The 22,399-nt window shown below is 41.5% G+C and carries 17 protein-coding genes and 1 pseudogene; 7 read left to right on the top strand and 11 right to left on the bottom strand.

The annotated features are described in order from the left end of the window. Positions 1 to 30 precede the first annotated feature (30 nt). Together HCR01_RS40920 and HCR01_RS30505 are read left to right on the top strand one after the other, a co-directional pair. A pseudogene (locus HCR01_RS40920) lies at positions 31 to 181 on the top strand (HNH endonuclease); the annotation flags it as partial. Between the two features lie 130 nt (positions 182 to 311). Next, the gene (locus HCR01_RS30505) at positions 312 to 563 is read left to right on the top strand and encodes a hypothetical protein (RefSeq protein WP_193199759.1); all 252 of its coding nucleotides are present in this window, start codon (positions 312 to 314) and stop codon (positions 561 to 563) included. A gap of 89 nt (positions 564 to 652) precedes the next feature. On the opposite strand, the gene HCR01_RS30500 is transcribed toward HCR01_RS30505, so the two are convergent. Further along, positions 653 to 883, bottom strand: a complete 231-nt coding sequence (locus tag HCR01_RS30500; RefSeq protein ID WP_193199758.1) for a hypothetical protein — start codon at positions 881 to 883, stop codon at positions 653 to 655. 134 nt (positions 884 to 1,017) lie between these two features. Between HCR01_RS30500 and HCR01_RS30495 the strand changes: the two genes are divergently transcribed. Then, entirely contained in the window at positions 1,018 to 1,443 is a 426-nt protein-coding gene (locus tag HCR01_RS30495) for a hypothetical protein (protein WP_193199757.1), read from the top strand. 38 nt (positions 1,444 to 1,481) lie between these two features. Beyond that, positions 1,482 to 1,862 (top strand): hypothetical protein, encoded by a 381-nt coding sequence (locus HCR01_RS30490; protein WP_193199756.1) that lies wholly within the window; start codon positions 1,482 to 1,484, stop codon positions 1,860 to 1,862. Between the two features lie 229 nt (positions 1,863 to 2,091). Here the strand turns inward: HCR01_RS30490 and HCR01_RS30485 are convergent, their stop codons facing one another. Next, on the bottom strand, positions 2,092 to 2,406 hold the full coding sequence (locus HCR01_RS30485) for a hypothetical protein (protein WP_193199755.1): 315 nt from the start codon (positions 2,404 to 2,406) through the stop codon (positions 2,092 to 2,094). Positions 2,407 to 2,507: 101 nt separating this feature from the next. Here HCR01_RS30485 and HCR01_RS30480 point away from each other — a divergent pair, with 101 nt between their 5' ends. After that, positions 2,508 to 3,140, top strand: coding sequence for a tyrosine-type recombinase/integrase (locus tag HCR01_RS30480; protein WP_193199754.1), 633 nt, complete (start codon positions 2,508 to 2,510; stop codon positions 3,138 to 3,140). A 29-nt stretch (positions 3,141 to 3,169) separates the two neighbouring features. Here HCR01_RS30480 and HCR01_RS30475 read toward each other — a convergent pair whose 3' ends face one another. The 6 genes from HCR01_RS30475 to HCR01_RS30450 form a co-directional block, all read right to left on the bottom strand. After that, a complete protein-coding gene (locus HCR01_RS30475) occupies positions 3,170 to 4,024 on the bottom strand; it encodes a tyrosine-type recombinase/integrase (protein WP_193199753.1) in 855 nt (284 codons plus the stop codon). A gap of 140 nt (positions 4,025 to 4,164) precedes the next feature. Further along, entirely contained in the window at positions 4,165 to 5,601 is a 1,437-nt protein-coding gene (locus HCR01_RS30470) for a hypothetical protein (RefSeq protein ID WP_193199752.1), read from the bottom strand. A gap of 2 nt (positions 5,602 to 5,603) precedes the next feature. Next, positions 5,604 to 9,212 carry a DUF3854 domain-containing protein gene (locus HCR01_RS30465; protein ID WP_193199751.1) on the bottom strand — a complete coding sequence of 1,203 codons (3,609 nt, stop codon included), beginning with the start codon at positions 9,210 to 9,212 and terminating at the stop codon, positions 5,604 to 5,606. Then, complete coding sequence (locus HCR01_RS30460; RefSeq protein WP_226889734.1) at positions 9,209 to 9,739, bottom strand: hypothetical protein; 531 nt, start codon at positions 9,737 to 9,739, stop codon at positions 9,209 to 9,211. The genes HCR01_RS30465 and HCR01_RS30460 overlap by 4 nt, the downstream gene beginning before the upstream one ends. Positions 9,740 to 10,258: 519 nt before the next feature. Continuing rightward, entirely contained in the window at positions 10,259 to 10,570 is a 312-nt protein-coding gene (locus HCR01_RS30455; RefSeq protein WP_193199749.1) for a fertility inhibition FinO-like protein, read from the bottom strand. Between the two features lie 11 nt (positions 10,571 to 10,581). Continuing rightward, positions 10,582 to 12,093 (bottom strand): NB-ARC domain-containing protein, encoded by a 1,512-nt coding sequence (locus HCR01_RS30450; RefSeq protein WP_193199748.1) that lies wholly within the window; start codon positions 12,091 to 12,093, stop codon positions 10,582 to 10,584. Between the two features lie 500 nt (positions 12,094 to 12,593). On the opposite strand from HCR01_RS30450, the gene HCR01_RS30445 reads away from it, so the two are divergent. Both HCR01_RS30445 and HCR01_RS30440 read left to right on the top strand, forming a co-directional pair. After that, positions 12,594 to 14,456, top strand: a complete 1,863-nt coding sequence (locus tag HCR01_RS30445) for a protein kinase domain-containing protein (protein WP_193199747.1) — start codon at positions 12,594 to 12,596, stop codon at positions 14,454 to 14,456. Between the two features lie 230 nt (positions 14,457 to 14,686). After that, positions 14,687 to 15,541, top strand: a complete 855-nt coding sequence (locus HCR01_RS30440) for a hypothetical protein (protein WP_226889733.1) — start codon at positions 14,687 to 14,689, stop codon at positions 15,539 to 15,541. Positions 15,542 to 15,564: 23 nt separating this feature from the next. Here HCR01_RS30440 and HCR01_RS30435 read toward each other — a convergent pair whose 3' ends face one another. From HCR01_RS30435 to HCR01_RS30425, 3 genes are read right to left on the bottom strand one after another with little or no spacing between them, the layout of a single operon-like run. Beyond that, positions 15,565 to 18,081, bottom strand: coding sequence for a CHAT domain-containing protein (locus HCR01_RS30435; protein ID WP_226889732.1), 2,517 nt, complete (start codon positions 18,079 to 18,081; stop codon positions 15,565 to 15,567). After that, positions 18,071 to 20,695, bottom strand: coding sequence for a filamentous hemagglutinin N-terminal domain-containing protein (locus tag HCR01_RS30430; protein WP_193199745.1), 2,625 nt, complete (start codon positions 20,693 to 20,695; stop codon positions 18,071 to 18,073). Before HCR01_RS30430 ends, HCR01_RS30435 begins: the two co-directional genes overlap by 11 nt. A 32-nt stretch (positions 20,696 to 20,727) precedes the next feature. Further along, positions 20,728 to 22,011, bottom strand: a complete 1,284-nt coding sequence (locus HCR01_RS30425; RefSeq protein WP_193199744.1) for a glycosyltransferase — start codon at positions 22,009 to 22,011, stop codon at positions 20,728 to 20,730. Between the last annotated feature and the right edge of the window lie 388 nt (positions 22,012 to 22,399).

Below are 22,399 nucleotides of genomic sequence, written 5' to 3'. Positions count from 1 at the left end.
TAACTTGATCTCAACACCGAGTTCATAAAACTTCAGATACACGACTTGAATTTTGATCCCTCAGATAACCGCCTAGAGAACTGATGCCTGCCTCTGTAGTAGCTGCCATCTTGATTACCATCGATTCGGACGAGGCAATGTTTCACCAGTGCAGTTGTCTCTGTTTCTAGAGTCGAGATAAACAATATTCAATGCCAATCTGCCAGAATAGTTCTGTCTGTACTTGACTGCCAACGCAATATCAAACAAAGCTTATAGGTAGTTAGAAGTTAAAGACTATATTTATAGAGAGAAGAACACCCAGATATACGATGCCAAGCAGCAAGATTATCGAAGTCCGAGAGTACACCGTCAGAGCGCACAAGCGAGAGATTCACACGCGCGTTTTCAACTTTGTTTGTCAGGAATGTTCGCAACCAACCCAACGCGAGACTTTTGGCCCGCGACCGCTCTACTGTGAGCAATGCCGTCGTCCTCAAGCACCCAAGAAATCAACAGTCCCTCTCAAGAAAAGGAAACCAAGAGCTATGACTTATCGGAGTGACGAGGGCAAAGTAGGGTAAACTTTCGTTACGATCCTCAACAAATCAAAAGCGTCTTTGGTCAGGAGTGATGGCGTAACCGCCCGCCGTAGGCGATCGCACATTCATATTTAAAACTCGATTTCGCATCCTTCTAACTTCCCGTCGTATGCGGTTAATGGTTGCGTTTTGAGGTGCGGCGACAGCGAATCATCGTCGAAAGTTAACGTCACAATGTAAGTATTCTTAATACTTAGGGATGATTTGCTGATATCAGTTACCTTTGCGCTCATCCCATTTCTTGTACCTATCAAGTACTTTACTGGTTGTCCAATTTTTAACTCCGTAATAAGAATAGCCATATTTTACTACTTAGAACTGATTTTTAATTAGCTATCTAAAATTAAAGCAAATGACTAATATTTACTTAGTAAAATCTTCATTCACTGGTAATTAATAATATAATATAAATAGTTATTAATAAAATTTTAAGTTTATGCCAAAGAAAAATAGTAAATCACGCAATTCTTCTGCCAGAGAAACATTCTTAAATGCTGAATCAGCAAAGACGGCACTATTAGCGACTAGGCTACAACCAACTAGTGAACAGATTATTGACTGGCTGAGATCGCCCCAAATCAAACAATGGCTCATCAAACTACCTATGGGCATACCCAACAATCTCAAGATAGAGGCACTATTGGCTTTAAGCTCTGCAACTGTTGGGACTCCAGACCAAGACTGCCGGGTCGTGATTGGTGGAAACAGTGCAATTGGTGTTAATGTTTTGCACTGGCAACTTTGGGCATCTTATAAATTGCCTTACGCCCATGCAATTAAGGCTCCTGATTGTCCTTATACACTCAAAAAGCATTTGTCAGGGGAGACTAATAAGCCTGTTTTAGGATTTGGTCAAGGCTAGAAAACTGTAACAACCAAGAGCACTTTACCACTAAAGCTATGAACGCACTTACCAACGAGCAGATACAACAGCTTTTCCTGGACTACAGTCGAACTTGGGATGTACTCACAGGATGCAAAAGAACTTTACGCCTGGTTCAAAATTCATCTGATATTGATAGAATATTAGCATCTCAAAGACTTTCAGCAGAAAGCTTAGCTCCCCTTGAGGATGCGATATCTTCTCTTAACGAAGTATTAACCGCACTTAGCGACGCCAATGAGCAAATCTTGTCTCAACTCAAATGCGATATTGATCCAGATATCCAAGCCGATTTAATCGCAGAAAATATTAAATTCACCGATGTCTGTCATCACGTTCTTGTTCAACTACAGCATCAAAACGAGCCTGATTACGATTACCGAAACGGTCACAGTTAAAAGACGCAATCGTATCTTGTTTTTCCCTGTTTGGCTCATATCTAGGTAATGTCTAGGTAAACTTGAACTGCCCGCGACCGAGTGAGCGCCAGGACGGAAGATAGTTACCTAGACAGTACCATGATTAGTGCGTTATTCCCTGCCTAACCCCGCATCAAGCCAATTCGCAATTTCCAATTCGCAATTCGCAATTAAAATCAGTGGGGGTTTGAAACCCGCTAATTAACAATTAAGCAATTAAACGATTTCTTGTATTTAACTGCGAATTGCGAATTGCGAATTGACAATTGTTTTGGTCAATCATCAACGCGGGTGATTCAGCATTAAATCTCGTCAGCGATTCCGCCAATTGCTGGAAATGGCGATACTGCTCATCAGCATAATCTCCCGGTTCAAGTTCTAAGAGTTGACAAAACTTCAAGTAATCTGTCCGCCAGTTGAACTCACCGATCGCATGAGCAAATTTTGACGCTAAATCCCGCGATGACAAATTTGCTGCTGTTGCCTTGCCGTTATGATTGTAAATCTCGCCTCTTTCCGTCATATTTTGTTACCAAATGAGATTAATAGTATTTTTGTATTATTAGCGATTTTCAGCCGTCCCGCGTAAACTGAAAATGCGGTGAAAATCACGGTGTATGGTAGATGAAGCGAGATCGCCACGGGAAAGCGAAAATTCTCAGCCATGAAGAGATACAGTTGCTATTTACCGACGGACTGAAAACGACCCGCGATCGCACCATCTTTGCTACTGCCCTGTTTACTGCGGCTCGGATCAACGAAGTTGTGACCCTGCTCAGTGACGATATATATGATAAGGGGGGAAGGGTGCGATCGCATCTTACGATTCGCAAGGCCAACACTAAGGGTAAGTTGGCAACCCGTAGCATTCCCATCATTGAAGATTTGCAAAGTCTGCTGATAGATTACTATCCTCAAGCTGGGGAAGTATATTTGTTTCCTGGGAGACATGGGCGCGGACATATCACCTCGGATTCAGCAGCAAAAATACTCAGGGAAGCTTGTGCTAATCTAGGGATAGAAGGAGTAAGTACCCATAGTTTTCGCCGTACCGCACTTACCTCCATGAGTGATAGTCAAATCCCGTTGCGAGTTATCGCGGAAGTTTCGGGACATCGTAGTTTAGAGGAACTTCAGACATACCTAGAAGTTCGTCCGGCACAATTACTCTTAGCAGTGTCCTCACTAGCAATCTTATCTCCAGAAAGTTATACCGGGAAAAGCGACTTATTACGTTCTAAAAACTTGAACGTCTAATCCACCGCTCAAGCCCTAGCTTTTTGCAATCAGCTATCATCTTCTTCATCTGGTAAATACAGTCCGCTACTTTCAGTCGGTCGAGCGTGCAGGTACATCTCAGTAATGGCTACTGAACTGTGCCCTAAAGTTTTTTGCAATAAGTGAATCGGCGCTCCTCTATCAAGACTATGACTTGCATGAGAGTGCCTCAGCCAATGTGGACTAACATTTGATTCTAGACCTGCACGCTTTGCCGCATTTCTGACGATATGAAAAACCATACTTCGGCTCAAATGACCGCCTTTACCAGAAACAAACACTGGGTCATCTTTTTTGGCTTTTCCCTTTAATCCTTGAACCTCGCGCCAAACACTAGTGCCGACTAGCACTACTCTAGTTTTATCGCCTTTGCCAAATACCGTTATTTGTCCACCATCCTTACGGCCTTTGAGATCACGCCACTTCAGTTCACAAAGTTCACTGACTCGTAACCCAGCGAAGTAAAGTAAGCGAATGAGCACCCGATCGCGTCCCCCTTGGGCAGCATCCATTATCCCCCTTACTTCCTCTTCCGTGAGAATTCTTTCTGCCAATCGGTTTTTTACTTTCGGTGATTTAACTAGTGTTCCCATGTTGGCTGATATCACACCTAACTCTTTAGCAAAGGAAAATAAACTCTTAATCGCTCCTACTGCTGTCCGCTTGGAATTGTCACTTCCCGAAAGAGTTATTTCCCACGTTTGCAAATCCATAAGAGTAACTTCCCTCAAAGACTTATCGCCAATGTGGTTCAAAAAACTGCGCGTCAATCGACTGTAGCTCTGCTGGGTATTTTTTGACTTCCCATACAGCCACAGGTCAACGAGTTCGGTGTTCGTTAGCGTGGAGGAATCATTCAACATAGCTTACTCTTATGTTGAATCCACCTTCATTAAACCCGACTGTGGGGACAGTTTTCGGTTTTCGGGCAAAAAGCACCTAGAGCCACCGAGTTGTCGCAGAGCGCTACAGGTCAACAGACTGACTTAAAAGTGACTCTTTGTTACTCAAGGAGCCAAAATCGCAGCTCGGACTTGAAATATCTGTCCGTTTTCTTCGACTCATTGCGCCAACTATCCCAAGCAACTATCACTTTATCTCCTAAATCCTCCACGACTTCACCCCTCTCCATATACAAAGTCCGGTAAGGATCAGCATGGGCAACAATAGAACCAACGCCAATGGTGTCCGGTTTACTAGATGCGTTCTGAAGTGCAGTAATTAACTCTGTTTCCGACTTGGTAAGTTCAGCGAGGTAGTCTTTTTCAATCGACTGATATTTCTCTGCGACTGCCCAATAGTCCTGCCATCTGCATCCAGGTTTTGACAGCACTGTTCTAATCTCACTAATCGCCTGGGGCAGCAGCTGCAATTGCTCCGCTCGAAGGGCGATCGCGGATGGTGTGGGACTACTGCCCAAGATTATCGCCGCAGCTTCCATCGCTTGGGTATTATTCATAGCGCTGGCGATCTGCTTCAGTGCCATACCCATGAGCCGCAGACATTCTTGGGCATTGTCGAGTGGCGGCTCAACTGCAAGCGATCGCAGATCAATAGTTTTCTCCAGCGCAAGTTTGACCTGCTTATTCAGTACTTTGGTCGCCTGGGTCGTCATCGTATTGTCCCACTGTTGGGTAGGACGTTGTTCAACTGCGTGTTCCAACTCTTTAATGCGAGAAAGTAATCGCTGATTCTCCACTTCCAGTTGCTTTAGCGCTTCAATTTCTTGAATGTGCTGCCGTAACTGAATAATCTCTTCTTTCTGCTCTTGGTACAGTTTTTGAGATGATGAGAGTTGTTCTGTTAGTTGTTTTTCTACTCTGTCCCTTGCCTCTGCTTGCAAGCCAATTCTCAATTCTTGCTCTAGGCGCTCCATCTCTTGCCTGTGTTGTTCTTTGAGCGCCGTGATCGCATCTGCATATTCTTTTGGATATTTGCGCTCACTCGTCAATGACGCATTTGCGTCACCATAAGGAACCAATGGTTCCTCTACTGATGCCTTTTTGCGTGGGCGTTTGGGAAGGATAATCTTCGCCGCAGCTGCAAAATCTGATTCACTTGGGGAGGGGTTCTCTGACAAAGCCAACTCTACAGCAGATTTTAGTTTTTCTGGCTCTTTGGCTAGCCGAACTAACGGACGGGCTTGCCGCTCATTTTTGATGTGTTCGCCAAATTCACCAGCTGCTTCAATAACCTTATGCGCTCCTAGCAGCTGATTGATCCGCCGATAGCCACCCCAGGCAGATAATTCTGCTTGGCAATATTCTTCAAAGCTGTTATACCCAGCGTCCTTAAATACCTGTTGATCTCGCATCACGAGAATTTCATCTACTGCCTGGGACTCGAATCGGTCTATGATAGTGAAGGTTTGTTTGATGCTGCTGTTGATCAGATCGTAGTCGAGTGCTGTTGTTGGTTCTTCTCTATTTAATATCAGCATAGTTATGAACCCTCCATCGGCAACGCCTCTTCTGTTAGTAAGGCGTAAAAATCCGGTACTACCTGCTCCACTTGCCGCACTTCATTCGCCGCTAGAGCCTCCAATTCCAGCACCGCCTGCCAGCGCAAATCGGAACACCATCGCTGAAGTATGCCTTTAATCGCGTCCACCCCATGCCTGATGCTATCTCTGAGCATTTGGGCACAGATATGAATGGGTGTACGCTCGCTTGGGAGTGGCTCCAAATCGGTAGTATCCACCCCCCCCGATAGGGGGTTCCCTATAGCATTATGGGGGGGGGTGGATACCAATTCGCAGTTCGCAATTCGCAATTTACAATTAACTTCAAGAAATTGCGAATTGCTCATTTGGGCTTTTTGCTCCCGTTTGTTTTGGCGATGAGCTATTACTGTACGAGCAAATTCCAATTCTTCCACAGCAAGTGAATAAATTTTCACTTGTTGACTGCGTGGCCCCTGCTTGCGGCAAGCTAACTTGAGTCCCAGCTGCTCAAGCATTGTGGCCAGTAACCATATCGGTTCACACTCACTTGGGATAGTAAACCCAAGAATTGCTTTAATGTGAGCAGCACAATCAACAGCGATCGCCTTCATATTTAGTAAGTCACTGTCACTAGCGTTAACTTCCTCGCCTGCTACCAATCGCTTGAGAAGGTGATGCAAACCCAAGTTGAACCGTGCCAACCACTTAGCTGAATAATTGCCCCAGTCGAAGCTAAAAGGTAAATTATCCCGTTGGCTGCGGTCTTTTTGGGTGACAATTGTTGGTGGTGCGGGGTATTGCTGCCCAGTCTTGGGATCAACAATTGATTCATCAGGTTCGGATAATATGGCTTCCAGAGAAGCGATCGCTCTAATTAACCGACCGCCGTCATCTAATTCAACCAGTGACGGTGTAACTTCCATGCCATAAGAATCAGATATGCGAAACTTTTCACATTCAAAAACCTCCTGGGGTGTCAGGTAATCTTTGCTCTGACGGGCGCGGTATTCACTCAAAGTAATATTGTTAGCCTTGGCAACAGCTGAATAATGGGCAATGTCCAAAGCCGATGCTGCAACTTTTAGAGATTCTAGGGATTCATGATCATCATCACTGCCCACACATATAAATGTATTGCCCATCTCTGTAAGGAGCGATCGCAGGTCATCCCGCAGATTATTGAGAGAATAGTTACGGTTAGCTTGAATTTGACAGTAAGCCTCTAGCGCCCAATCTTTCTCTGCTCCCCGTGCTCCTGTTTTGCGGTCAATTCGCAACAGAAAAGCAGTCATCTCGTTGGTTTGGAGCAATCGCTGTTTGATTTTCGTGGCGTTGGTATCTTTGTAACCGAACGGTGGCTTGGGGGCCACCCAAACGTGAAACGGGACTTTGGGGCGATAACGGTAGAGCTGTTGAGCGCATTCGGTTGCAGTTTGGGAAACGCCGTGAAAAACACCAAACACCAAATCAAAATGATATTGGGAGATATCTACACCAGTTCCCAGGCTGGGGGAAGTCAGCAAGGCATCCAAGTTTTTAACGGCGTTGGTAATATCTTTGATGAAAGCGATATTCTCCTCACTGCCAGAATTATCGGAATGCACAGACCAAATTCGCCATTTTGTGGGTGTAGGGGTGTGGGGGTGTAGGGGTGTAAGTGATTTGGAGTCTGGTGCTGAAGTTTTATCGCAAAGAGAATTTTCCTCCCTTACACCCTTACACCCATACCCCCTTACACCCTTTTCCTCAGATTCTTCGTACTTGAAGGAGAGCGATTTTTCAAGTTTCTTGATGAAACGCTTGGAGTCAGAAACCACCATGATTTTCTGTCCTGCCATGAGCGCCGCCGAGATTTGGGCAACCAGTGCCGAAGAGTTATCTCCCTCGTACCAGTAAATTGTGCGTGAGCCATTGCGCCACTCGTTTTTGACGATGTACGGAATTTCGTCTTTTGGTCGCATAGCCCGAAAGAAATCCACTGTCAAATCATCCATGTGTGCATCAGCGATGACCACCAGTGGCGCATTGTATACTATATATTCCAGCACTTCCAAGATTGCTGCCCGATGTGATTTGCAAGTATTACTGTGTAGTAGGTGCGTGAGATACTGGCAAGCCTCATCAATAAATATGCAGCCGTAGTTTAAAGCTTGGGTATTTAGTTTGTGCAAGCTATCAATAGTAATGCTCAGAGCTGTGGCTTTGGCTAACCCCACGTAACCCAGTTCTGAATACATGGCAGTCCCCAAGCGTTCGGCAAGATTTTTCAGCAGATTAACGCGATGCCCATTGTTAAGAAATCTGGCATTTGGGTTTTGGTCACGCCACCAGCGCATTAGTTCAGTTTTACCAGTACCCATGTCACTCCACAAAACCACAAGTCCTGATTTAGGAAAGCAGAATGCTCTCTTAGCAGGGGGAGCAGGGGGAGCAGGGGGAGAAGAATTGCTGAACAATAATTCTCTTTCCTCTTTTGCCTCCCTTGCCTCCCCTGCTCTCCTTGACCCTTGACCCTTTTTCCAGCCCGTAGGGCTAACAGAAGGTGTAAACAATTTTTCTTGTGCAATCTCATAAAGTTCAGGCACATTAGAGCATTTTTCCTCTAGGTCAGGAAGGGATAGCGCTTGGGAGAGATATTTGACGTTAACGCAAACATCGGGTTTGTACTTGCTAAGTCCCCATTTTTTGGCTCGATACGAACGCTGATAATCTTTAAGTGATTTGGCATCATCAACGATCTCCGTCAGCAGGGCATTGGCATCTTTATTTCGCGCTACCACAAAATCATCAACGCCTTTCTCTGGCCCTGGCAGTAATGCCACTTCGCATTCCCCACCAGCTGACTCGATTGCTCTACCAGTGCGAACAGTGGCTTGAAACACCGACCAACGGGTATTGGAAGAAGTTTCGTAGTCAAATAATATAATGAACTTGCGTCCCGCCTGAGCCAATGGTACTAAGTCAGGATGCAACCGTTCATCAAAATCCAGCTTACCAACTCGCCCGTTCCAAATCCCAGGAAGTGCGATCGCCACAAACCCTAGACTGAGTAAGCAAGCGGCTTTCTTCTCACCTTCGCAAAGTATTATCGGGATTTCTCTTTGAGCGATGACCCACTCCCAGAAGATCAGCGGATTGAGTCGATCCAGCAGGCGCAACGCTAAAAGTGAATGATATCGTTTAATGCAATACCGTTTTGCGACCAAATCCCAGACGGGGTTATTGACATCAAAATATGTGACACGGTTGGCTACTTTAGGAGGGGACTCGTATTTAACAGGCTTACCTTTCTGCCAATCAATGCGGGGGAAGTTCGGCTTAATCCGTCCCCACTCCATTGGTTGCCAATTTTTGAACGGGTCGAGGGATTGAATCCATGTCCCTCCCAACAGCAAATGCTGGTACAGTTTCAAGTATGCGTCCGTGACTCGACCTGCATTTTTTCGGGGGAGCAGGGGGGAGATGAACAGGAAATCATAAACCGCTTCTCCCTCAATGTGGAAGAAGTTGCTCTCGATCAGCGCCGGATGAATTGCACTACCAACAGCTAGCTCATGGTATTCGGCAGCCGTGAGATTGTTTGGATATTCAGTTGTCGCTGCTTTCATCTGATGCCCCCGCCCGTTAGGGAGCGCCTATAATTGTTGGTAATTGCCAATTCTTCAAGAGAGTTACTATTGGCCGCTTCTTTAATTCCCCAGCCTAAAGAGTTTTGTTCCTTCTTCTGTCTAAAGAGAATATGGGTGCTGAAACTCTCAAGAGTTGACAACACTGTACCAAACACAAAGTTTTGGTCACTAGAAATCAGCAATAATAGCTCCGATTGAGGAGCTAACTCTTGTACCGCCTGGGCTAACTGATTCTGTTTTATTAAGATTTGTTTGTAATCATTCGTATTACTAGCAATGATTGCGATCGCCGCCTCCGACAGCTGCGTGTGGTTCAAGTGATGCCAGAACCAGCTTGTCTGCGGTAGTACTCTCGCTCTTTGCAAGACATTTTTAAAGCGAGTTTCCTTGAAAGAGCTAATAATCCACTTCTGTAGCGCGTCGAAATTAAGGTGTGGGGTGCGCGAAACCGAGACTACCCCCGACAGCTTAACCCCGATTTTTGCTGGGCATTTGCCATTTATCACGTTATTCACCTCTAAAACTTGGTGTACAAGCTAGAGGGGGTTATTTGCGCTGCTACTGCTTTTTGCTACAAAATTCGGGTTTTTTCTTCATCAAACTTAACTTTACACAAAATACATGAATTTCGATAGCCAAAACATACCGCAAGGAATGGACTTTCCAGGCGGCAACTCCTATAATAGGAGTTGGCAGCGCGGTAAAAACTCTCGGACAATTTTAGTAGTCGTCTTTGTCGCCAAACTCGAACGGCCACTTATTTTGTTCCTTTGAGATCAACCCCGCTCTAGAGCGATATGAAATTTAAAGCACGCACAAAGCGCAACTCCTTAGTGGCGCTTTGTGCGTTAAATGCGGGTATTGTTGTAAATTCTTCACCTCCATCTCCTTTACGCAACTATCAGCTTGATCTTACATAACTTGTGGTCTTTCCGTATCTAGCGAAATTCTGGTTTTTTGTGTTTGACTCCTCCATATTTACCAGTGTTTGTTTCAGCTTACCCTAGTTGGGTAATCGCTTTTTCTCACGCAGCACCAGTCGTACCAGCCGTAGCTGTTGCCTCTGCTTTTGTCTTGCGTTCAAAAACTTGTATATTAGGTTCCTCTAACACGAACCCGTTTTCTATCTGCTGACCAAGTTTACCAGCAATAGCTGCTATCCACTGCGGGTAATCACTAGCAGCATCGGTCAGTTTTTTCCAGATTTTTGGCTTAACTGTGGCTGTTATGATGCGTCCGTCACAGTCAACGTCAAATTGTTGCCAACCATTTTCTACTGTCTTGGATTGTGGTAGTTCGTTGATTTTAATTGTGATTTCTATTTTGCCTGTAATCATAAGTACCTCTGTTAAGATGCGATCGCTAATTCTGATGAAGTATCAGATGTATGGACTAGCCCCATCGGATCTGTTGTAATATATTTTTTAATCACTGGTTGTAGAGTAAAACTAATTTCTTTGGTAACTAAGTCTTTACTACTTTCAATTAATGACTGTCTTTCCAGTTGTTCCAATGCTTTAATTACCTCTGAAGTAGATACAGGTGTTTTCTGCCTTTGACTTATATCACTTAATAGTTGTTCAAAACTAACTGGTTTTAAATTGAAAGCTATTTTCTCTGCCAAATAAATCATGATCTGCCTCTGAGTTTCACTCAATATTTCACCAAACATTTCGTCAAGCATTGCTTGAAACTCGCTGCTAATAAACGTCGTATACTTTTTGAAAAATTTTTCAGTACTACTAGCGAAGTAGTGGTGAATTTTCTCCACTACTGTCTCTAATTCCAAAGGATTGCCACAATAGGTATGGATTAATTTTTGACACTTCTCTTTATTCGTTAGTCCTTTAGCCAATAAAAGCTGCATTGCTGCTTCTGAATCTAAACCTTCAATTCTAAGATACTCAATTGGACGTTTAGCCTTTATTAAAGTACTGAACTCTTCAGGGAAGATTCGATTGGTTAGAAGTAAGCAGCTTTGGTGTTGCTCCTCCACTAATCGACGAAAGAGTATTTTGTACTCTAGCCTCTGCTCCAATTTATTTCTTTGAAACAATGCGTCAGTCTCATCTAATACGAGCAAATATCTACGTGATTGCAGTTGCTTCACCAACACCGAAATCATTGCTTGCGTATATTCAGGTAAATTTGAGGATGGCTCTAAGGGATCAATTAACTCAATCAAATCTGCTACTAAGTCTTGAACTCGTGGTGCATGACTAACTGATTTCCAAATTAAACAATCAAATCTAGGTTGAGATTCTATACTAAGTTCTGCTAATAGTTTTGCCGCTAATGCACTTTTTCCAATTCCTGCCACACCTACTAGTGATATGCAGCGCTGCTTTACTATTAATTCTTTTAAATGAGCCAGTTCCTGTGTACGTCCATAAAAAGTAGATACATTAGGCGGTTGACCCTTAATGTTCTGCATAAAGCCAGTGTCAAAAGGGACTTGCTCTCCATTTGAAGTAGACTGAGCAGGATACTTTTTAGCTACTTGTTCCAAAAAAAACCGAAGTTTCCTTTTTCCCACTCGTTGACCATCTCCAATTATTTCGGAGAGCAAATCCCACAACTGAGGAGCTAAACGTCGCTGCAAGTAATTAACGCTGTAAGGTGAGTTTTCTGCTATCTCTACGAACTCACGATTATTCCAGGCTCCTTTCATGACAATGATCTCAGCTTCAGATAGATGTCTAGCCAGCTTGGCAAACACTAAATCATTCACTGCTATCAAAGCTTCTTCAAAAGTAATTGTTTCTGAAAATCTTTGCCCTGGAAGTTCTTCTACTGTTGTGATGATGGATGAAAAAGAAGGGTCTGAAACTTTCAGTTCCCGTAAGTCACCAAAATCCATGATTATACTTGTCCTGTTGAGATAGTGAAGTCCCGTAAGGGAAGTTCCATAGATTCAAGTTAATCTAGAGAGTATCTTGCATTACACTTAATATTACTAGATTTTTTCATTTTTAATCGCATAATTGAAATAAGTATCAATATAAATTTCTAATAGTGTTACTTATAGATAAATGAAAGCACAATGACGATTCTTTTGTTGAAGTAACATTATTATTGTGGGTAAACACAAAATATAAGTAAATAACTATACAAAGTTTCTAGAAATATTACTTAATAATTTTGATTTTTTTTGCTTACCACCAGTCGTTGGATAACAAGGACTAGATTAGTGATAGATATGTAGAATAGGGTTTGGTATAAGTTTGGAACGTTATTAATTTACTTAGATACCTACGATTTAGTTATTTAATTGCCCATAATTTTATAGAAAGCTATGGTTAAATAATTGATACTTATCTATCAATAAGTAACCAATATTTATATATAACTTTTTTTTATATGTCGTCTTATTGTATTAATCCCCTTTGTGATCACCGTCAAAATCCTGACGACATAGAACACTGCCTCTCTTGTGGCACTTCACTGCTGATTAACGACCGCATCAGTCTAGTCAAACCACTGAGGCCGCTTACTGATGATCCGTTTAATTATTTTGAAGTTTTTGAAGTAGATGATGCTGGTACTCGCTGGAACCCTGTGCGTAAGCAACGAGTAATGAAAGTTCTGAAATGGAAATCGCCTAAATTAGTTAAATTAATTGAGCAAGAATCTCTTACTTTACAACTAATTCAGCATCCAAATATTCCTGAAAGTACTTTAGATGATTTTTTTACTTTTGTTCCTAAAAATAGTCCCTTAACGCTGCGTTGCTTAGTTATGGATAAATTTGAGGGACAAAACTTGGAGCAATGGATAGAATTTAATGGGAAAATTTCACAATCTCTAGCATTAGAATGGCTTAAGCAGTTAGTTGAAATCCTTGATACAGTACACCGTTCTAATTTTTTTCATAGAGATATCAAGCCTTCTAATATAGTTCTCCAGCCAAATGGTCAACTGGCATTAGTTGATTTTGGTACTGCAAGGCGAGTGACTGACACTTACTTGGCAAAAGTTAGTGGAAGCGGGGGAACTAGCGCAGGCAGGGAAGGAATATATGAAATTACGTCCGTCATTACGCCTTGTTACACTCCAACAGAACAAATCAATGGTAGGGCAGTACCCCAATCGGATTTCTATGCTTTGGGTTGTACTTTTGTAAATCTAGTTACTGCAACTCCTCTGAGTGACCTACCAACGGATGAAAACACAGGAAAACTAATCTGGAGAAAACATGCATCGCAGATTGATAAACCCTTTGCGGATCTTCTTGATGATTTCATGGCTCCCTTACCAGGGCAGCGTCCGCAAAGTACTGAAGTAATTCTACAACGGTTAAACAAACTTCCTCTACAAAGTAAAGTTCATAAAATAACTAGATCTAAAGCCTTCATAATTAGTGCAGCACTTGTGTTTTTTACTTTAATAGGTTTTGGAGGTTTTAAAATACTTTTACCCGTCATGGCTAATCATTTAGTAGCACAGGGTAAAAAGTCAGAGGCAGCAAATGATTCGGAAACTGCACAAAACTATTTTAACCAAGCTATAGAATATAATCTCCAACTTAAACTTTCTATTTCTCAGTTCTACTTAGAGCAAGCTGCTCGTTATTTTAACGACTTCAAACTAGCTAAAAAATATTATGAATTAGCCCTAAAGTATAACAACAAGGATATAAATGCTTATAATAGCCTAGCTGTAGTTTGTTGGCAATTAGGAGAAATTAGTTGCGCTCTTGATAATTATCAGCATATTTTGAAATTAAAGCCAAATGATTGGGAGGGGCATTATAGATTAGGAAGTTTTTATGATGAAGAAGGGAAAGAGGGTTTAGCTAAAGAACAATATGAAAGAGCAATTAAAATTAATAAGAAAGCTGTGCCTGCGATCAATGATTTGTCGCGCCTCAGTAATCTCAAAGAAGACTATACTCAGGCTACTGCATTGGCGCTTGAAGGATTGCGCTTAACTAAAGACCCAAAACTACAAGCTGCTTTATATAAAAATTTGGGTTGGGCAAAGTTCATGCAAAATCAGTATAGCGAGGCAGAGAAATATTTGCAAAAGGCAAGTGATTTAGACAGTAAGAGAATAGATGCTGTCTGCTTGCTGGCTCAGGTACAAGAGGCTCTAGGTAAAATTGAGGATGCCAGACTTTCGTGGGAAATCTGTATGCTTGCTAGGACTGCTCAGCAAGATGTTTTCAAGTGGAGACAGGAATTACTAGATCGCCTCACCAACAAGCCAAAAATCTCTCAATAGAGTGCATTTTGGCGAAAGTATAGACTCTAGCTCTTTGTTTTGTTATCAAACTTGTGTATGCTAATAACAGGCAACTAAGTACGTAAAAACTTTTAATGCAGTCTTTACTCAACCATAAGAAGAAAAAAGTTTCCAAGCTTCAAATTATAGCGCTCGTATCGATATTACCATCAATATTACTTTTATCAGATATTAGCAGCGCAGAAATTAAGACTCAATCAGTAGCAGTAGTGAAGAGTGAGTGTAACAACTTTATAGGTCGAGTCTCTAGCGCAGGGGATCTCTACTTGCCAAGTGGAAGCCGAGTGTGTCCAGGCGATCGGATTAATCCAGCTAAGGGAGCTACAGTCAAGGTTTTGTGCTACTTAAATGGAAATTTTGTGTACCTCAAGCAGAGTACTGTGTTAAAGGAGCCAGACACGTGTACACCGCCGCAAGAGATAACCGAGTTATGCACAGGATTGAATCCGAGTCGTTGTTATAACCCTAAAGGGGCGGGTGAAGAGAAAGAAGCACCAATTCTAATAAGTCCCTATGGCAGTTCAATGTTAAGTACTCGACCTCAAATATCTTGGAGTGCTGTTTCTAACGCTACTAACTACACAGTAATCGTAAGCGGTTATGAATTTTATTGGGAAGCAACAGTAGATAATAAAGTGACTACACTACCATACCCGAAGGAGCAAAAAGAATTGCAACTTGGCAACGCCTACAAAATTACTGTCATTGCCAACTTAGGAGGTTCTCTAATTGCTTTCGATCCCTTAATAATTAATGTTTTGCCAGAAAAAGATCAACAAGAAATTGTACAGAAGGTAAAGCAAATCAAAGAATTAAACTTGCCTCCAGACGAAGTAGCTATCCTGGATCTACATGCTATATATATGTCCAAAAGTCTTTTGAATGAGACGATTGAGACACTAAAAGCAAGAGTAGCAGCAGGGAGTCAAAACCCAACTCTCTACAGAGTACTGGCAGATCGATATCTAGAGGCATGGTTGCCAAATGAAGCGCTTCGTGAATATAAGGTAGCAGATGAATTAGCGAAACGCACTGGCAATTCAGATGAATTAGCTAAAGTCTAACAAGGACTAAAGTTGGTAGAATTTCACAACCATCCGCCAACGAGCAAAAAAGAAGACCAAAAATAAGGGTGGCTGTACTTAGAATTTGACATTAAATTTAATTGTGCTTTACGCAATGCCTCTGCTTTGGGAATACCATTTTTCAAGTTCTTGTAAAAATCTTCCATGAGTAAAGCAGTAGAGTCAGCATCTACCTTCCATAAAGTTGCCACTGTACTTCTGGCACCTGCTTGTGCTGCCACACCAGCTATTCCTAATGCTGATTTCTTATTACCCTTGGCAGTTTGACAGGCACTTAAAACTAATAGCTCAATTCCTCCTTCATTGGCTTGAGCGTTTAATTTTAGCAAGCTATCAAACTCTAATACACTAATTGGTTTGTTCCAAGCAAAAAACATTGTTCTCTGAGGGTCAGAACTAAATTGAGCATGAGTAGTTAGATGAACAACGGAAAAATCAGAGCTGCTTAATTGTTGCTCAAGTGCCTGACTGGTAAACTTATCATTTAGCAAGACTTTTGAAGAAGTAGTTTGTTTTTTAACATCTTCTACCTCCTCTTCTACTCCTAGCAACGCTTTCAAGCCTTCGGGGGCATTTAGAGCGTAAAAGCTGGGACTAACTTCAGAGAGTCCAGCAATTAAAGCCCTTAACTGTTCCTTGGGTAAAAATTTAGGTGGTCTAATCCTGGAACCTAAAGTTTGAGCAATGCTGTAGTGCTGGAGTAAATAATCTTTGCTGTCATGAAGCAAACCTATTGGCAAGCTTTGGAAAGATGTATCTAAAGTTAACACTAACGTTCCTGATGGGGGTAGGTATGTCTTGATGGGTGCAATTAGCAAGTTATAAAGTGATTGAGAAGGCGAAATAATTAAATTTTTATTAATAGAACCTAGCCTAGAAGATTGCAAGTTTTCTAGTAGATTATCGACACTAGCTTTAACTAGCTTGGAGTCAACAGAATGGCGGTGAAGGGAGCCATTAGGGGACTGGACAATTACCTCTACACTGTTATTCAAGTCAATAATGTGAACTACTGTTGGAGCGCTAGGCAAGTTTTTAACTTCATTTAAAGGAATGATGTCAAGCTTGCCACATTGAAGAAAGTTTTCTAACTGAGCTATTTGCAAACGTTCGTTCGTCTGGATTACTCTTTTTAAATTAGGGTTAGGAGATGCCAAGAGCAATCGCATATACTCCCGATATACAGGCTCTACCTTTTCTTGGAAGGAGAATTGCAAATCTGTATTGCTTGGCAAAAGAGTATCACGCACTTGAGTCAGGTTATCAATTGCTGCACTATATGCCTGAAGGGCTGCATCGTATTTCCCTTGTTTTTTGTACAAATTCCCTAATTGCTGCTGCCATTGATACGCAAGATCTGGTGATTGGCTTAACTGAGCTTGGCTTAAAGCTGCCTCAAGATACACTTGTGATTGCTCTGGTTTTAACTTGCCTAAAGTGCCGAAGCTATCTGACTTTAATCGCGGGTTATTGAGACTTCTAGCTGTCTGCAATGCTTTTTCAGCATACTCAATAGCAATTGAATGCAATTGTTTGGTTTCAATCTTATTCAAACTTTTAGCAAAATTTAGTTTGGCATAAATAGAATGGCTAACTGGTAACTGAGAGAACGCCGAAGAGTTATTTAATATTAGAGCCACTGCTGGCTGAATTTGATGAGTAATTTTAGTACGAATATCAGCTAATTGTGTTTTACCTGAATTAGATTCTACTGTTAACCATTCATGAAAATCTAATAGTAAGTTCAAATGGTGCAATTGAGCTTGTAGTTTTACTCCTGCTGGAGCATTCGACAAAGTATTTACCTGTTGATAAATATCAAGTGAGTTAAGTGCCTGGTGCTGAATTATACTAATAATTTCTTTTTTGAAAACTGGTTCTTCTGTCTGTGAATATCTGTTTCGCGCTTGCTTGTAAATAGCTTTCTCAGAGTTACCTAAAGATAGCAAGATACCACTAATATTAGATGAAGGCGTTTGTTTAGCAAGTGAGAGCGCTTTTTTCAAAACTATTTTGGAATCTTCTAACTTACCTATTTGACGCAAGACTTCTGCTAAATTACGCCATCCCAGCAAGTAAACTGGTATTGGTTTTTGCTTACTAATCGCCCCATAGAGAAGTTTTGTCACAGATTCAGTGGATCGTGCCGCATTGGTAGCACAAATCCCAACATTTTTATCTAACTTTAATGCTTCAACAAGCGTATGACATGCACGAAGATTCGCGCCTAAAGCTTGTAAAGCAATACTTTCATCGATTAAACTTCCAGTAATCTCCTCTTGATCATCTAATTTACGGTAAATAGTCGTAGCTTTTTTCCAAGTCTCTAAAGCGTTGCTCGCCTGACCGAGATTTAATTGCTTGTAACCTTCTTGGGTCAATAGTTGTGCCTGATTATATTGTTGTGCCCTTTTGTCTAAAGTTTGGGCAAAGGTTACGTCAGGTTGGCTTGCAACTACTGACAAACCGATAATTCCTAACAACGAGTACCTGAGCCAATGTTGTGGTTTAATCATCATTATGAACTGTTTTAATGGTTGGTGATATTTCTGAGGTATAACGTTCTTGACGACAGGCTGAGGCAGACAATGACGAAGCAACTGGGGTGGCTGTATCGGCTTCTGCTGTCAATACAAGTGCTCCATTCGAGTCTATTTTCCAGCCGTTAGCCTCTACAATTTCTGGAGAAAGTGCAACTGTTGATGGCTGAGGTTGCTCTAAATCATTGTTCTTGATTGAGATAGAGTTATTCTGCCGCTCAAAAATGGCATACGGCATTTCTTCGGAACTAGATGCAAAACCGCCTCTGCTGCTAATTACTAATTCGCTTGCTGCTACACCTGATCGTCCTTGACATGCAGAGACTATTTCAGGAATTGCTCGAACAACTTCTGGTGTTGGTTTGATGCTGCGACTTTCAAGGGAGAGTCCGTTGACTTGAACCTGTCCATTGATTCCAAACTGGGAACTGGCTTCAACTTGGACACTTTGGGAGAAAAAGTATGCATCAGCATTGATTAGAATATTACCTCCACGTCCTCCAAAAGCGTTAGCTGTGATAGCGCTATTTCCTAGGCTAAACAAAGCAGATGTATCAATGGTGATGTTTCCACCATCCCCATTAGTGCCTTGCTCTCCAGCAGTTGCAGAGATATTGCCGTTGTTTAATTGAACGATTTTTGACTTGATATCAATATCGCCACCCTGTCCAACGGCAGTGGTTGCAGTGATACCTCCTTTGTTTGTAATGTTGATTGTATTGGCATTAATTTGAAGCTTCCCTGCATCGCCAGAACCGTTGTTTCTAACTTCAACTTGAGCGCCACCTGTAACATCTAAACTTCTTGTATTAATAAAAACGCTTCCAGATGAGGCGTTTGGCGGTTGCTTGAGATTATATAGATAAGTTATAAAAGGATCTCCAGTACCTACAGAAGAGGTAATTCTAGTGGGGTTTAAAGAAGGATTAACCGAACTTACTCCAATAACCTCAACAGATTCAGAAGCGTCAATACTTATGGTGCTAGAGTTACCACTTTGTAGTCCAGATGCCGCTATTCCAGCTCCATTTTCGACAAGTAATTGTCTTGTTTTAATATCTATTTTGCCAGCATTGCCAGAAGAAATAGATAGCGAAGCTATACTACTTCCTGTGAAAAAAGGAATAGTTTCTGTTCCAGAAGGAGATAATATGAAACCAGTGTTTCCTCCTGAAAGTTTTATAGTTTCAAGAGCATTTACATTTAAATGACCTCCTCTTCCATTACTGGCAGTTAAAGATTGTAAAGCACCTCCATCTTTAATAAAGAGTTTTTCGGTCGATAAACTAACATCACCTGCTTGACCAGAGCCATAGGTTGCAGTTTGAAAAACAGAACTTATTTTAGAAGTTTCATTAGCTGCTTGACCGAGGATTTCAACAGATTTAGAAGAGTTTATAATTAGATTTCCACTACTACCAGAGCCAAAAGTTAGAGGATTAATTACTGTAGAGTCTCGACCAATTAGTTTATCAGAGAAGATAACAATATCAGCTCCTTTACCAAATTTAGTTGCAGTAACAATGCCCCGATTAAGTCTTATTGGAGACAGGAAAGGCAATGTAGCATTAAAAGATGTTATCCCTGTTAAGTCAAGAGTATTAGACGCATCTATACGTATCGCTCCTGGGTTAAGAGAGCCAGAAGAATTTGCAATTAAAGCTAGCGAACCGTCTGTGAAATTGATATTTCTGCCTTGAATATGAATATCTCCTAACTTAAATCCGCTAGCATCTAACAAAGACTGTCTAGCAAGTCTAATATCCTTAAGGCTGTTTACTCCTTCATAAGAGAAACCCCACCCTGAAAGACTAGGTATTAGTCTAACTACACCCTCATCAACACTGCCTACTTCAATTCCACCAGAAGGGACTGTTACTATACCACCATTCAATAAGACATCACCTCCTATTAAGGCAAAGGTTTTACCTGGTTTTAAACGTAACCCACTTTTGCTTTCTCCTGGCCCTATAAAGGTAATAGAAGCTCCAACTTGATTACTAAAAACAAACTGAGTGTGACCAGTGCCTTCTAAATTAATTGAACGTGGATTTTTTCCAAACTGTAATCCCAAAGGAACATTAACGCTCAGTAATGTATCCAATTGAGGATTTTTAGCATTAAAAGAAGTACCATCAGCAAAAATAATAGCACTAGCAGTACTGGCTAAAAAAGAACCACCAATATCCAACCGGGCATTTTGACCAAGTATAATTCCATTTGGATTAATTAAAAATAAGTTAGCTGTACCATTCGCTCGAATTAGACCATCTATTTCTGAAATGGATTTACCCGTAACCCTGCTGATAATGTTCTGAATATTTGTGCCATTGTTGAAGTAAGCGGTACTACCAGTAGGCAAGGAAAAGTCTTTAAAACTGTGGAATAGATTATTTCCTGCTCTAGTTCCCTCATTGATAATATTGGTATTCTCTTGACTTGTAACGCGAGAATTGTTACGGAGAGTAGCATCGGGAACAATCTGTGCAACAATTGGAGTTGAAAATGGCAAGTAATATAATGTGGTAAAACTAACAAAACAACAGCTACTTATCCACTGTTTAATTTTACGTTGTGCCTTCTTTTTTAACATTGTTTAGTCTCTCAGACTTAAGAGTGATATTATTAAACTTCGACAGAAGAAAGAACTGGTTTTCCTGTAGCTACAGCTTTTTCGACGATATCAGCAGCATAATTAACTCCTCCAGAACGATGGATAGCTGCTTGTAATCTCAGTGCATTCTGCCTATAAGAGTCTTGTGTCAGAACTTGCTTTATGGCTGTTCGCAGTTTAGAAACACTTACGTTAGCCACAGGTACAAATTCACCAACGCCAGTCCATGCTATACGTGCTGCTACACCAGGCTGGTCATTTGCAATGGGGATGGCAATCATGGGGACACCATTGCTTAAAGATTCTAAGGTCGTATTCATACCTGCATGAGTAATTGTAAGACTTGCTTTTCTCAGCAATTCCATCTGAGGTGCATACTTAACAACCAAAGGTTCTCCAGGTAAATTGAGCAATGTTTCTGGATCAAGTGCGCCTCCCAGTGAAATTACTAACTGGTACTCCAATCCTTCGCACGCTTGAGCAATAGTGCGAAAAACGTATTGTAATCGATTTTGTACAGTGCCTAATGAAGCATAGATCAAGGGTTTTCCATTCAACTTTTCATACGGAAAATCAATATCTTGACGTCCTGCATCATCATACAATGGCCCAGTGAAATGTAGATGCGGCGGCAATTTTCGTCGGGGAAATTCAAACTCAGCAGGTTGTTGGCTAATAATAGCTAACTTGGAGTAAAACTCGTAAGAATTGGATCGAAGGGGTAAGTTCCATTGTTGGCGATAGTTGTTTACCACTTCCTGGATGGGTTGCGCGAACCAACGAAGTAAAGACATTACCAATTTATTGCGTAGAACCGCCCACCATGCATGGTTAAAACTCCATGTTGTAAAAAATGGGGGAATGCTGTCCTCTGGATAAAGCGTTAAAGCACAACTGACTGTAATAAAAGGAATTTGTAAAAACTCTGCTACAGTGCTTCCCTCTGATTGAGTTTCGTCTAGCAACAATGCTTCTATGCCAGACCTGCGGAGCGCTGTTGGAGTTTCTCTGAGGATCACAGCAGCGGACTCTTTATAGGCATTGAGAGAGTAACGAAGTGCAGCCAGCCCATTCATTTTCCCAATCTGGTTTAGCATTTTTGCTATTGAGCCTAGTGGGAATTCAGATTCTACAATTGCCCAGAACTCTAATCCAGCTGCTTCGGCATAAGCTTGAGCGTCAAGTATTCCTAAAATTGTGACTCGATGACCACGCCGTTGCAATTCTCTTCCTAAAGCTGTCATCGGGTTAAGATGCCCAGGGCCAGGTGGACAGATGATGCCAAAATGAGTCATGATTATAAACTCTTTACAATTTTACTTCAATGATGCTTTGACTTGACTAAAGCCAGTATTGATAAAAGTACACGACACTGGAAAACGTTGTGAGCAAAATTATTCTTGAATATAAAAGATATAAATAATTCAGGATAATGCCATAGTTGTGTAAATGTGGGTGCTTTTAAACAAATTTCAATAAGTATACAGCAATAAGCAGCATATCAATACTCTTGAAAGTAAAAATCCCCATTGCTGTAATGCTTGTCTGCTTGATAAAAAGCATTTTTAGCCTCTACCAATAAAATGATTTTGAAACTATGTTGCCCGTATGAAAAGTTTAAGCAAGTAGTCTAAATAGCTTGATATGCTTTGATTTGCGTGATTCAGACTTCAGCTTAAGATA

This window comes from Nostoc sp. MG11, from assembly GCF_014904695.1.
Taxonomy (GTDB): Bacteria; Cyanobacteriota; Cyanobacteriia; order Cyanobacteriales; family Nostocaceae; genus Komarekiella.
This window is presented reverse-complemented; position numbering and strand designations above follow the sequence as displayed.